The following is a 13005-nucleotide window of genomic DNA, read 5'->3' as shown; positions in this document are numbered from 1 at the left end:
TTGGCGGGCAAATGGTCTACACTGCGCTCAACACTATGCCCAACACAGTTCGGGGGAACTGTGGCCACATGGGGTGAAAAGGGGGGATCCACGAATGCTCGGGTTAGACTACGATGCTGTGCTCGCACCAACTGCGGGCACACCTGACGTGCCGGCACTGCCAACAGGACAACTGCGTGCAGAGCCAGTCCCAACAGCGCAAAAGCCACAGACGCAGCCGGTGATCAAGATTTTGCTGCCAATTGTGATGGTGGTTGCCGTTGGTGCGGTGATGGCGCTGATGATGACATCTGGGCGCACTGTGAGCCCAATGATGTTGATCTTCCCGCTGATGATGCTTTTCGGACTGTTGGGCATGATCAATCCGCAAGATCGGCAGGGAGATATCAACGAAACGCGCCGGGTGTACCTGCGCCACCTGGATGCGTTGACCCGGAAGGCGCGCGCGAACGCAGCGCAACAGCGCGCGCACGCGACAGGGTTGCACCCGGCTCCGGCAGATCTTGTTGCTGCGACACCGGTGGAGCGGGTTTGGGAGCGCACTGCGGCGTCACCGCTGGCGTTGACCGTCCGGTTGGGGACCGGCAGCGGTGCGCTGTGCACGCCTGTCGATGTAGAGGATCCGGGAAGCCCAGAGGACCTTGACCCGGTGTGCGCGGTGAGTCTTCGTCGCACTGTCGCTGCCGTAAGCACCGTGCCTGGCATGCCGATTGTTGTGCAGCTCGATGCATTTCCCGCGGTCACCTTGGCTGGTCCCGGCGCGCATGAGGTGGCGCGTTCCATCGTGTGCCAACTCGCGTTTTTTCATGGGCCCGAGTTGGTCAGCATCGACGCGCCATTCGCGTGGGCGAAGTGGCTGCCGCACGCTCGCGCGGAACATGCACGTTTTCGCGTGGTGCTTATCGACGCCACCGTGGAGCACCTCCACGCCCCCGACGCCGACTGTGTGATTGTCGTCCACCCGGACGAGCACTACTTTGTGGACCCGGATGCCTTCCACCTCGTGTGCACCGATACGCTCGCTGCGGTCACCGAACAGGGCATGGAGCAACTCGGCCTTCCGGACTCGTTCACTGACGCGCAGGCCGAGTTCATCGCTCGCCACCTCGGGTTCTACCGACGCCCAGAAGGCGCAAGTGAGGACACTGGCGATCTGCTTGCCATGCTGGGGATTACGGACCTGGACGCACTCGATGCCACCACCATGTGGCCGGGGATGCGCAACAAGCTTGTCGTGCCCATCGGCGCGACCCCCGATGGGCAGCCGGTGTATTTGGATTTCAAAGAATCAGCGCTCGGTGGCATGGGCCCACACGGGCTCTGCATCGGAGCTACCGGTAGTGGTAAGTCCGAACTGCTTAAGGAAATCGTTGTTGCGCTTGCCGCAACGCACTCGCCGGACGAGCTCAACTTGGTGCTTGTGGACTTCAAAGGTGGCGCAACCTTCCTCGGCTGCGAAGACCTGCCCCACACCAGTGCTGTGATTACCAACCTTGAAGACGAGGCCGTGCTGGTCGAGCGCATGTTTGATGCCATCTCCGGCGAGTTGAACCGCCGCCAGGAACTGCTGCGTGCCGCAGGCAACTTTGCCAACATCACCGACTACACCCGCGCTGGGCACACACTGCCGTCGCTGGTGATCATCGTCGATGAGTTTTCAGAACTGCTCTCGCAACACCCGCACTTCGCGGACCTTTTCGTCGCGGTGGGGCGCCTGGGCCGCTCACTTGGGGTGCACTTGTTGCTCGCCTCGCAGCGGCTCGAGGAAGGAAAGCTGCGCGGGCTCGATTCCCACTTGTCGTATCGCATCGGGTTGAAGACGTTTTCCGCAGGGGAGTCGCGCCAAGTCCTCGGCGTGCCGGATGCCTATGAACTGCCCAGTGAGCCGGGCTCGGGTTACCTCAAGTCAGGTATGGAACTCACCCGCTTCAGGGGGTCTTACGTGTCCGGTCCGCTGACCCGCCAGGTGTTGTCGCACCCAGCGGACGCGCCGACAGTGCGGTTGTTTACCGGCGACGAGATAGAAATCGCCCCGCAAACTGTTACCGATACCGACTATTCGACAACGCTGTTCGACGCCGTTGTGGAGAAAGCCCGCGACGTCGCCGCAACCCGGAGCATGCGCGCCCACCAGGTGTGGCTGCCACCGTTGCCGGATACGCTCGCGCTTTCTTCGCTTGTCGACGACACCATCGCCCTCGTCGACGAGCCCTATCGCCAACTCCAAGTCCCCTTCGCCGTGGACTTTTCCCGTGCCGGTGAGCATGTTGCCATTGCTGGTGCGCCGCAGACGGGGAAGTCGATGGCGGTGCGGTCGATCGTCGCCAAGCAAGCGCTGTGTCGCACAACCGATGAGGTGGCGATCTACATCATCAACGCTGGCGGCGGCGACTACAGCGACATCGAGTCCCTGCCTCACGTGGCGGGTGTGGCGAACGCGAAGGATGAAGAACGCACGCGTCGTGTTATCGACGAGGTCACCGGACTTCTGGATGTGCCTGCCTCGCGCGCGACACTGCTCGTTGTCGATGGTTGGCATGCGTTGCTGGCCAACGATTCCAAACTTGAGGACCTGCGCGATCCTTTGGCACGGATCGCCTCCGAAGGCCCTGCTGCACGCGTGCACCTGCTGGTTACCACACAGCGGTGGAACGCAGTGCGTGCGAATGTGCGCGACCTCACCGGCACCCGCATCGAGATGCGCCTGACCGAGCCGATGGATTCGCTGATCGACCGCAAGGCCCAAGAACGTCTCGCCGCCGTGCCGGGACGTGCGCTCACCCCGGACGGCAAAGTCATGCATGTCGCGCTGACCAGCGCCGAAGACATCGCACACATCGCAGCCCAGGCGGCGAGCCAGACGCCGGTGCCACGCCTGCGCGTGCTGCCAGCAAGAGTCGACGCGCAACCGCTTATCGACGGCACCCGCATCCCACTCGGCATTGGCGGAGCGGACCTTGCACCGCTGTACTCCACCGGCCACATCCTGGCCATCGGTGCAGGCGGCGCGGGCAAATCCGCCTTCATCGCCAGCACGATTGCGGCTATTTCAGCGATGCCACGCGAACAAGCCCGCATGGTGATCTGCGACCCGCGCCGGGCACACCTGGCTCATGCGGACAGCGACATGGTCGCGGCGTACGCAGCTTCCTCGAGTGCGCTCACCGATGCGGTGCGCTCGCTGGCCACCACGCTGACCTCGCGACTGCCGGGCAGCGACGTCACGCCCGCCCAACTGGCAGACAGGTCCTGGTGGGCAGGCCCAGAGCTCTACTTGCTTATCGACGATCTCGACCTGGTCGGCGACGAACCACTGCGCCCAATCATCGACTTGTTACCCCACGCACGTGACATCGGCTTGCACATCGTGGTGGCGCGCAAGTTCGGCGGTGTTGGGCGTGCCATGTTTGGCCCGTTCCTCTCCGCTGTGAAAGACCTTCACCCAGACGTGCTGATTATGGACGGCACCAAGGACGAAGGCGCACTCTTCGGCGTCCGACCGGCTTCGCAGCCACCAGGGCGCGCAACGCTCGTACAGGGCGAGCCGAAGGGCATGATCCAACTGCCGATGCTGAATATGGGGGACTAAATGACAGACCTGCGTATTACCGCGACCGATGCGTCGACCGTGTTCACCGGTGCGGCCGACGTCCACCGCTTCGACGCGCCAAGCAGCCGTGAAATCGCGAGCACGATCCGCACTGTGCTGGGGCCGAACCCAGATGGGGCACACGTGCACATCACCGCAGACGACACGCGCCTACGCGAGCTCGAGTACGCCCTGGCGGACTACGACATTGACTTAACCACCGAACTCCTTGGTCCCGATCCGGCAGACGTGCCACGTTCGCTCAACGCACCCTCCGCGCCACCTGCGCCGTGGGATCCGCCACGGGACCCGCCACGGGACCCGCCGACAGACACGTTCGCGGCGATTGCGGACAACCGCTCGTCAAACATCGGCGTCTGGATCATCGCCGCAGTCGTCGTGGTGGTCGCAGTCGTGTGTGCGGTGGTCATCTTCAACGTTGTCTGGAAAGGCAGCGTTGGCAGTGCCGGCAGCGCCAGCAGTGCAGCGAACACGGACAGTTCAATTGCGACACCGACGGCTACTGAAGCTGCTGCGGGGGCAACGCCGTCTGTGGCGGTGGAGTCGTCGATACGCGAAGAAGCACCGCAGACCGTCCTGCTTGAACAAGACGGCCTTCAAGTGGAACTGCCTGCCGGGTTCGCTCTTGAGGCCGACGATGGCACATGGCGCGCAACCGGCGATGATCCGAACTTCCGCCTCCACATCGCCGTTGAGAGGCTGTACCAACTACCGGCCAAGACTATGGCCGAGCAACTCCTCGCCGATGTTGAGGCGGACCCGCAAACAGAACTTGTGGACACGGACGGCACCTCGGTGACCTACCTGGAGCGCGCCGCGGATGGATCGCAGGCGCTCTGGAAGACCTGGCCGCACGGCACCACCCAGCTTTTCGTGGGCTGCCACACGCGCCATGAACCCACCACAGTGCAACGCGCAACGTGTCGAATGGCCATGGAAACCGCTGAATTTAAGGGGGCTGACATGCGGACATGAAAAACTTTTGAATTCGATGGAACCGAAAGCATCAAATGTCAGTCAGATATATGAACGGCAAACACACACCGTTCATCCAACCTAAACACACAAGGGGGAAACCATGGAGCTGTTCGCCACTGAAGCGGAGGTCATGCGCGCCGCCGCAGACCGTACCGACGACACCAACGCAAACGTCAACCGCGAAATCGACCGCATCCAACAGGTAGTCGAATCCACTCGCAACTACTGGGTGGGCAACGCGCAGCGCAGTTTCGACGACCTGATGATGCGCTACGACGACGCTCAAAAGCGTTTGTCGGAGGCGTTGACCGCGATCTCCGCGAACATTCGCGACAACGCGAAGCACTACGAGTCCACCGACGCAACCAACACCGACAGCCTCCGTCAGCTCGCTGGCGGACTCGCACTCTAACCACAAGGGGGAACCACCATGCAGATCAAATACGACTTCACTCAGATCGCCGGCGCATCCGAAGATATGCGCGCATCCGCATCCCGCATCAACGGCGACCTGGCCGAACTGAAGCAGATGCTCCAGCCCATGGTCCAGACCTGGGAAGGTACCGCCGCCACCGCTTACCAGGCACACCAAGCCAAGTGGGACCAGGCAGCAGAGGACCTCAACCAGATCCTCACCCAGATCGCGCAGACCGTTGAGGATGGCAACTCCACCATGTTGGCCGTCAACAACGCTGCAGCGAACAGCTGGGGCTAACCAACAGACTTGCGTCGGGGCGACAACGCCGACCATCGGGGGATAGGGCGCGGCAGACCCGTCCCCGGCGCATCCACAAAAGAAAAAAGGGGGACTCGGGGGAAACGCCGCCGCAGGTGACTATGGGGAACACCTGCGGCGGCGTTTTTGTTTTGTGGCCAGATTGCCGTAGTGTTTAACCCCTGTGTGTCCCGCCTGACGCGCGTTTCGGGTCTCCACCGGCCGCCGGAACCGTCGAGGAACATGCGAAGTATGGCCGGCAGCAATCTAGACAGACTTTAAGGAGTCATGCATGTCTACTTACCACCCGAAGAGCGGTGACGTGACCCGTAACTGGTACGTCATCGACGCAACCGACGTGGTGCTGGGCAAGCTTGCTTCCACCGCAGCAGACCTGCTGCGCGGTAAGCACAAGCCGCAGTTCGCACCGAACGTTGACACCGGCGATCACGTCATCGTGATCAACGCCGACAAGATCCACATCTCCTCCAACAAGCGCGATCGCGAGATGCGTTACCGCCACTCCGGCTACCCGGGTGGTCTGAAGTCCATGACCCTGGGCCGCGCACTGGACGAGCGTCCGGACCGCGTGATCGAGGAAGCTGTGAAGGGCATGATGCCGCACAACAAGCTCTCCCGCCAGTCCATCAAGAAGCTGCACGTCTTCGTCGGCTCCGAGCACCCGTACGCTGCTCAGAAGCCGGAAACCTACGAGTTTAAGCAGGTGGCACAGTAATGACCGAGCCGAACAACTACGACAACCTCGCTGCCGACACCGACATCGATGCCGCAACCGCAGCAACCGAGGAGTTCAACTACACCATCGGTGACGCAATTGCGCCGGAGGCTGACGCTGCTGAGGAGACCGTTGAGGTCGCACCGCTGCACGAGGGCCCGATCCAGACTGTTGGTCGTCGTAAGCGCGCAATCGCTCGCGTGACCGTCGTCGAGGGCGAAGGCAAGATCACGGTCAACGGCCGTGAGTTCGAGGAGTACTTCCCGAACAAGCTGCACCAGCAGGACATCCTGACCCCGCTGACGCTGCTCGAGCGCGAGGGCCAGTTCGACATCAAGGCCAACATCTCCGGTGGTGGCCCGACCGGCCAGTCCGGTGCTCTGCGTCTGGCTATCGCCCGCGCACTGAACATCTACAACCCGGCTGAGCGCCCGACCCTGAAGAAGGCCGGCCTGCTCACCCGTGACGCTCGTGCCGTGGAGCGCAAGAAGGCTGGTCTGCACAAGGCCCGTCGCGCACCGCAGTACTCCAAGCGTTAATCGCTGGCTTACTCCACACGCCGTCGCCCATGTTCTGGGTGGCGGCGTTTGCCGTTTCTTCTGTCGTTGTTGGTGAGCGGACCGGTTGCGAGGGTTCGTCGATAAGCAATTGCAGCAAGCATGCATAATTGTGGGCATGACTCGATTGTTTGGAACTGATGGTGTTCGCGGCTTGGCCAACGAGGCGTTGACAGCGCCGTTGGCGTTGAAGCTCGGCGCGGCTGCGGCAACGGTGCTGACGAAGGACCGTCGCTCCGGGAAGCGTCGCCCAGTAGCGCTCATTGGGCGCGACCCGCGCGTCTCCGGTGAGATGCTGGCGGCAGCGATGGCAGCCGGCATGGCGTCGAAGGGCGTGGACGTGCTGCGTGTCGGTGTGATTCCGACGCCTGGCTTGGCGTTTCTTACGGACGACTACGGAGCCGACATCGGTGTAATGATTTCCGCCTCCCACAACCCGATGCCGGATAACGGGATCAAGTTCTTCTCCGCTGGTGGTCACAAGCTGCCGGACGATATTGAAGACGAGATTGAGCGCGCCATGGACGAGCTGGAGGAAACCGGTCCGACCGGCACCAGCATCGGCCGTGTGATCGAGGAGGCCCCAGATGCGCAGAGCCGCTACCTGGCGCATCTGGCTGATGCGGTGAGCACCGACCTGTCGGGCATCAAGGTTGTGGTGGACTGCGCGAACGGTGCAGCGTTCGAGGTAGCCCCGAAGGCGTATGCGGCAGCGGGAGCTGACGTGACCGCGATCTTTAACAAGCCCGACGCCTACAACATCAACGACGGCGCAGGCTCCACGCACATGGAGCAGATTCAGCGCGCAGTGGTTGAGCACGGCGCGGACCTTGGTTTGGCGCACGATGGTGATGCGGATCGTTGCTTGGCTGTGGATGCCGAGGGCAATGTTGTCGACGGCGACCAGATCATGGCTGTGCTGGCAACCGCGATGCGCGATAGCAACTCGCTGCGTTCCAACACGCTGGTGGCCACGGTGATGAGCAACCTGGGGCTGAAGCAGGCAATGAAGCGCGAGGGCATCGAGATGCGGGAGACCAAAGTGGGCGACCGTTATGTCCTCGAAGAGCTCAACCGTGGCGACTTCTCCTTGGGTGGCGAGCAGTCCGGCCACATTGTGGTTCCGGAGCATGCGACCACGGGCGATGGCGTGCTGTCCGGTTTGATGCTCATGGCACGCATGGCTGAAACCGGGAAGTCGCTCGCTGAGTTGGCGAGTGTGATGACCGTGCTGCCACAGACGCTGATCAACGTTCCGGTCTCAGACAAGTCGCGCATTCTTGACGACGAATCCGTTACCGCCGCGATCCGCGAAGCTGAAGCGGAGCTGGGCGATACCGGCCGTGTCTTGCTGCGTCCGTCGGGTACCGAGGAGCTGTTCCGCGTGATGGTGGAAGCAGCTGAGGAAGAACAGGCACGAAAGGTTGCCGGACAGCTCGCGGCGGCCGTCGCAGCCGTGTAACTTCTGAGTAAGAAGTTTTTTGCCCCGGCAGGGAACCGCCGGGGCGTTGGGGGAGTCTAACTAAGTAGAAATAGTTGGACTGGAATCTTTTCAGGGGTGGGAAATGACACGACATGTCAGTGCTGTCGACGTTGACGTTGACAATGTTCGAACGCAGTACGGTGCCGCGATTAACGCGTACCGTGCTGCGGCGCACGACCTCGACACGAGGCGCATCACGGTGGACCCGTCTGCTTTCGGCGATGGCTTCGCGGAGCAAGGCCGGCGTGTTGCTGAGGCACTTGAGGCGCTTCACAGTACGTCGAAGCGGTTTTTAGAGGTCCGTAGCGAGAACTGGGAGCAGGTGCTCGCGCTTACCGACGACATCGTGGCCGCCGATGCACTCGCAGCCGAGGTACTTGAGGGGGTGGAGCAGCCATGATGCCGACAGTGCAAGATGATGTCCGCACCCTCGTCGAAGCAGTCGAGGTTGCACCTGAGGTGCCAGAACACCAGCGCAATGCCGTGCGAGGCCTTGCCGGTGAGTTGATGTCCGAGTCCTCCTGTATCAACGGGCTCGACCTTTCGGTGTTCGCACAGATCGGCCTGCAATTGGCGTTGAGTTGTGAGCGTCCGGATACGCCAGCGCGCACGTGCACGGCAGATAACAGCGGATGGTTTGAAGAGGTGGGCATCCGGGATCGGGAGTGCCGAAATGAAGCCCGCGAGACCGACCACTTTGAACACGTCAAGCAGGTAGGCCAGCGTATTGGAGAGTGCTCTTCGGCGATAGAAGCGATCGTGCGCTCAGCTGATATGGCGATTCGTGCGATCTTGGAACCTGCGCGCCGTGTGTTCGAAATCGCGCAGCGTTGCGGGATCACTCAGATTGTGGAGATCGCCGTAGAGGTGATCATCGAAGCGCTGCGGTGTGCAACGGCAACGACCACGGACCGAAATGGGGTGATCCGGGAGTGCCTCGACAGCATTGCCGAGTGCACTGGTGAGGCGGCGCAAACCCAGCCAGAGCCTGCGGTGGAGAAACCATGCGACACGGTTGCAAGCTCCTCGGTCGGCACTGTGGCCGCCGGCGTGAATATCTCGGTCGATGTGGGGCTGAAGCTGGGCGTTGAGCTCGACCTGGCACAGGGCGAGGTGGAATGCCCGCCGGAGGAAGCACCGAAGCCGGAGCCTGAACCGCCGGCGAAACCAGCACCGAAACCTGCTCCAGCACCGGCGCCAACGCCACCGCCACCGCCACCGCCTGCACCTGCACCGACTAAGGATGGGGTTATCGCCCCACCGCCAGAACTGTCGCAGGTGCAAGAGCCGCCACCACCGCCGAAGAAGGCACAGCACGTCGATACAACGGCTGCTTCCGTAGGTGGCGCAGACGGGGCACAATCAGGCGCTCAGGGCGGGCAGGATCCGTGGGCAATGAAGAAAACGGGGGAGTGGTAACCAATGGATTACGAGTTGTTTGTGCTCCAGTTCCAACGTAGGACGCAAAAACGCATGGCTGATTTTGAGGCCATGATGCGCGAGCACCAGAACAAGATGGAACAAACTGCGAAGCACTACGCCAGAGCGCGCGAGACGATGGAACGGCCGAAGCCGGTCGCGCCGCGTGGGGATTACACCTTGGAACGCTCGCGTGTGTCTGCGGCGCGTCGCGCAAGAAGGGCGCAGGTGCATGCGGTGCTGCAAAGCCAGGCCCGGGGGACTCCGCCGGAGCAGCCCGGCGTGGGCGAAGAGGCCTAACCCGCGAGTGAGAACCTCGCGGAAGCGCGCCGCCCTAGAACAGGGAGAAACCGGCGTTGTCGCGGGCCAGCCCCGCGGCCTTGGCGAGCTTCTCGCCAGAAAGGGAGACCACGCCAGAGCCTTCGGCGTCGGCTTCGGCGTAGCCGGCGTAGGCCTTCTCGTCGTTTAGCACGTGCAGCAAGTAGCCCACGAGCAAGCCACGTACGGTTTCTTGCAGTGCGCGGTCGGACTTGCCCAAGCCGAGGATGCGCTTGATCATGCCGTCTTCGGAGAAGGACTGCTGATCGCCCTTCTTCGGTGCGCGGTAGACCACGTCGCCTGCCCAGTTGTAGGCAAGCTTTGCGGGGTTGCCCGGGTCGAACAAGGAATCGCCGTCCTCGCCGGGACCGATGACCATGCCGGGGGCGAAGAGCGCACGGGCTGCTTCCACCGCGGACGGTGCGACGTTTGCCGGGTACACCGTCGCCACAGCCTTCACCTTCGGGTTGTCTACCGCCGCAAGCACTGCGGCGCCACCACCCATGCCGTGGCCGACGATGCCGAGTTTGCCTGGGGAGACAGAGATGTTGCCGTTGCCTAGTCGCACGCCGGCGAGGATCTGCAGGCTCGTCTCCAGGTCTGCAGCAAAGCCACGGTGATCTGGCCTAAACCCGGTTTCGGTGTTGGGTGCTGCGACTGCGATGCCCCAGCTGGCCAGGTGGCGCAGTGTGCCGTGGTAGTCGTCGATGTCTTTCGTCCAGTCGTGGCCGAACGCGACAGCGGGCAGGTTCTTGCCCTCGGCAGGGGTGTACACCTTGCCGGGCAGGCCCGTGTAGCCCAAGTCGCCTTCAAGGACGCGGTGGGGGCCACGCTTGGACAGGTCAGAGAGTTTCTTTAGCTTCGCAGACACGCCGACGATCCTACTGCATCCTTGTCTGGACTAGGGTGAGTCCATCGTTGCAGGCGGGGTTACTCAGGAGGCAGGATGCTCGGCGCGTTACAGCTCGCATTCGTCGATTCGGTGAACCTTCTGCTCATCGGGGTCATCGTTGCAGTAGGAATTGCGGTGCCACGGGGAAACGGCCGCTACGCCAAGACGACATCGTTGCTGATTGCCGGTGACTGGCTGGGGGTGGCGGGGCTTGCGCTGCTGATGCTTGTCATTTTCGACGGGTTGGGCTCCGCCGTTGAACGTTTTGTCAACGGCCCTGTCTTCGGTGTGTTGCTGATCGCAACGGGTTTGCTGACGGCGGTGCTTGCCATGCGTGGCGGTGACAACCAGGCGCTGACGCAGAAGATCATGCAGCACCTGAACACGCCCGGTCCGCTGACGGTGCTGACGGGTTTTGTCTTGGGGCTGGTGCAGTCCGCAACCTCGGGACCGTTTTTCGGCGGGCTTGCGTTGCTGTCCGCCTCGGGTATTGACGCGCAGGTGCGTTACGCGGCGATTCCGCTGTACGCCTCGGTGGCGTTGTCGCTGCCAACGCTGTGTGCGCTGCTGGTCGGGTTGGTGCGCGCTCGTCCTGAAAGTCTCGCAGGCAGGGGGTTTGCGTGGGCGCGCAGCCACCCGCAGCAGGTGACGGCAGCCGCGACGTGGGCTGTGGCAGTAATGCTGACTGTGCTGGGTGTCGTGCACCTGCTGTAGGTGGTGCACAATGGGGCGTATGTTTCCGCTCCGTACAACGATTGATCTAGGTGCGATTGCGCACAACACTCGCCGTCTGAAAGAGCAGGCAGGCGAGGCGAAACTCATGTGTGTGGTGAAGGCGGACGCCTATAACCATGGCGTCGAAAAGTGTGTTCCGGTGATGGATCGCAATGGCGCAGATGCGTTCGGCGTGGCCACGTTGGCTGAGGCTCGTCGTGTCCGTAAGGTCACGCAGAAGCCTGTGCTCGCCTGGTTGTGGAGTATCCACGAGGAGTTGCCGGAGGGCATCGATCTTGGCGCGCCGAGTGTTGCCCATTTGCAGTTGCTTATCGACGAACCCACGCACCGCACCGTCTACCTCATGGTGGATACGGGCATGCACCGCTCCGGTATCGACGAACCGGAGTGGGAAGCGGCGTTCAAGATGGCGTTTGAGGCGGAGCAGGCCGGCAAGATTGAGGTTGCTGGTTTGATGACGCACCTGGCGTGCGCCGACAACCCGGTCGACCCCTACACGGATTTCCAGGCGGAGAACTTCCGCAAGGCGATCGAGGCGGCGCGTGCGGCCGGATTGCGTGTGGAGCGAAACCACATGGCGAACTCGCCAGCGACTTGGACGCGCAAAGATTTGCACTTTGACATGGTGCGCCCGGGCGTGAGCCTGTACGGGCTCGAGCCGGTGGCGGGACTTGACCACGATCTGAAGCCGGCGATGACGTGGGTGGGCCAGGTCATCGCGGTTAAGCCGATGAAGCAGGGCGAAGCAACCAGTTACGCACGCACCTGGGAAGCGCCCGAGGACGGCTACACCGCAGTGATTCCGGCCGGTTACGCAGACGGCGTGCACCGTAGCTGGCAGGGTGCGTTGGAGATCGCCATCAATGGCCAGACCTACACCCAGGTTGGGCGTGTGAGCATGGACCAGATTGTGGTGTGGCTCGGCGCGAACGAACACAACGTCCAGGCAGGCGACGAGGCGGTCATCTTCGGCGCCGACGGTCGCAGCGCGACGGATCTGGCAAAGGCTGCCGGCACGATTAACTACGAGGTCGTCTGCGCGCCGGAGGGCCGAACGCTTCGCACCTATGTAGGGGAGGAGTAAGTGAAGGACACGTTTGCGTGTGAAGGAAAGCGGGTGTGTGAGGGGGTCGTCGATACGCAGCAGCTTGGTGAGGAGCTCGGCGCAGCACTTGAGGCGGGGGATCTAGTGATCCTGGATGGCCCGCTCGGCGCCGGCAAGACCACGTTCACACAAGGTATTGCGCGTGGCATGCAGGTGAAGGGGCGCGTGACCAGCCCGACGTTTGTCATCGCGCGCCAACACGCTTCCACTGTGGGTGGGCCTGCGTTGGTGCATGTGGATGCCTACCGTCTCGGCGACGATCCGCTGGGTGAGCTCGATGCGCTCGACCTGGATACCGAGTTGGAAGATGCCGTGGTGGTCGCAGAATGGGGCGGCGGTTTGATGGAGCAGTTGGGGGCGCGCCACATCTTGGTGCAGTTGGATCGGGAGACTCTCGCAGAGACTGAGGGGCGGATAGTTTCCTGGCGTGTCGTAGAGGGGATGTAGGCTTACACCC

General features: G+C 62.5%; 14 protein-coding genes. 13 read left to right on the top strand and 1 reads right to left on the bottom strand.

The features are described 5' to 3' along the window. The first annotated feature begins 118 nt into the window (after positions 1 to 118). The 10 genes from eccCb to HMPREF3120_RS02455 all read left to right on the top strand — a co-directional run bounded on the left by eccCb (position 119) and on the right by HMPREF3120_RS02455 (position 9798). Positions 119 to 3589, top strand: a complete 3471-nt coding sequence (gene eccCb / locus HMPREF3120_RS02500) for a type VII secretion protein EccCb (protein ID WP_371441183.1) — start codon at positions 119 to 121, stop codon at positions 3587 to 3589. Further along, positions 3590 to 4585 carry a type VII secretion-associated protein gene (locus tag HMPREF3120_RS02495; RefSeq protein ID WP_070450583.1) on the top strand — a complete coding sequence of 332 codons (996 nt, stop codon included), beginning with the start codon at positions 3590 to 3592 and terminating at the stop codon, positions 4583 to 4585. Positions 4586 to 4688: 103 nt separating this feature from the next. Further along, on the top strand, positions 4689 to 5000 hold the full coding sequence (locus HMPREF3120_RS02490) for a WXG100 family type VII secretion target (RefSeq protein ID WP_070422754.1): 312 nt from the start codon (positions 4689 to 4691) through the stop codon (positions 4998 to 5000). Positions 5001 to 5018: 18 nt separating this feature from the next. Then, on the top strand, positions 5019 to 5303 hold the full coding sequence (locus HMPREF3120_RS02485; RefSeq protein WP_070450580.1) for a WXG100 family type VII secretion target: 285 nt from the start codon (positions 5019 to 5021) through the stop codon (positions 5301 to 5303). A 292-nt stretch (positions 5304 to 5595) separates the two neighbouring features. Continuing rightward, positions 5596 to 6039 carry a 50S ribosomal protein L13 gene (gene rplM / locus HMPREF3120_RS02480; RefSeq protein WP_070422756.1) on the top strand — a complete coding sequence of 148 codons (444 nt, stop codon included), beginning with the start codon at positions 5596 to 5598 and terminating at the stop codon, positions 6037 to 6039. Beyond that, positions 6039 to 6578 (top strand): 30S ribosomal protein S9, encoded by a 540-nt coding sequence (rpsI, locus tag HMPREF3120_RS02475; protein ID WP_070422757.1) that lies wholly within the window; start codon positions 6039 to 6041, stop codon positions 6576 to 6578. Before rplM ends, rpsI begins: the two co-directional genes overlap by 1 nt. A gap of 136 nt (positions 6579 to 6714) precedes the next feature. Further along, positions 6715 to 8058: a phosphoglucosamine mutase gene (gene glmM, locus HMPREF3120_RS02470; RefSeq protein WP_070450577.1), complete on the top strand. Its 1344-nt coding sequence runs from the start codon at positions 6715 to 6717 to the stop codon at positions 8056 to 8058. Between the two features lie 103 nt (positions 8059 to 8161). Beyond that, entirely contained in the window at positions 8162 to 8479 is a 318-nt protein-coding gene (locus tag HMPREF3120_RS02465) for a hypothetical protein (RefSeq protein ID WP_070450572.1), read from the top strand. Beyond that, a complete protein-coding gene (locus HMPREF3120_RS02460; protein ID WP_070450569.1) occupies positions 8476 to 9498 on the top strand; it encodes a hypothetical protein in 1023 nt (340 codons plus the stop codon). The genes HMPREF3120_RS02465 and HMPREF3120_RS02460 overlap by 4 nt, the downstream gene beginning before the upstream one ends. Before the next feature lie 54 nt (positions 9499 to 9552). Further along, positions 9553 to 9798: a hypothetical protein gene (locus HMPREF3120_RS02455; protein ID WP_141739346.1), complete on the top strand. Its 246-nt coding sequence runs from the start codon at positions 9553 to 9555 to the stop codon at positions 9796 to 9798. Between the two features lie 34 nt (positions 9799 to 9832). Here HMPREF3120_RS02455 and HMPREF3120_RS02450 read toward each other — a convergent pair whose 3' ends face one another. Next, positions 9833 to 10687: a dienelactone hydrolase family protein gene (locus HMPREF3120_RS02450; RefSeq protein WP_070450566.1), complete on the bottom strand. Its 855-nt coding sequence runs from the start codon at positions 10685 to 10687 to the stop codon at positions 9833 to 9835. 75 nt (positions 10688 to 10762) lie between these two features. Here HMPREF3120_RS02450 and HMPREF3120_RS02445 point away from each other — a divergent pair, with 75 nt between their 5' ends. Genes HMPREF3120_RS02445 through tsaE form a run of 3 tightly spaced genes read left to right on the top strand, consistent with a single transcriptional unit; the run spans position 10763 to position 12995 of the window. After that, complete coding sequence (locus HMPREF3120_RS02445; RefSeq protein WP_070450563.1) at positions 10763 to 11422, top strand: GAP family protein; 660 nt, start codon at positions 10763 to 10765, stop codon at positions 11420 to 11422. Positions 11423 to 11441: 19 nt separating this feature from the next. Beyond that, a complete protein-coding gene (alr, locus tag HMPREF3120_RS02440) occupies positions 11442 to 12527 on the top strand; it encodes an alanine racemase (RefSeq protein ID WP_070450656.1) in 1086 nt (361 codons plus the stop codon). Continuing rightward, positions 12528 to 12995 (top strand): tRNA (adenosine(37)-N6)-threonylcarbamoyltransferase complex ATPase subunit type 1 TsaE, encoded by a 468-nt coding sequence (gene tsaE, locus HMPREF3120_RS02435; RefSeq protein WP_083284743.1) that lies wholly within the window; start codon positions 12528 to 12530, stop codon positions 12993 to 12995. The last annotated feature ends 10 nt before the right edge of the window (positions 12996 to 13005 follow it).

The organism is Corynebacterium sp. HMSC11D10 (assembly GCF_001806995.1).
GTDB classification, from domain to species: domain Bacteria; phylum Actinomycetota; class Actinomycetes; order Mycobacteriales; family Mycobacteriaceae; genus Corynebacterium; species Corynebacterium coyleae.
This window is presented reverse-complemented; position numbering and strand designations above follow the sequence as displayed.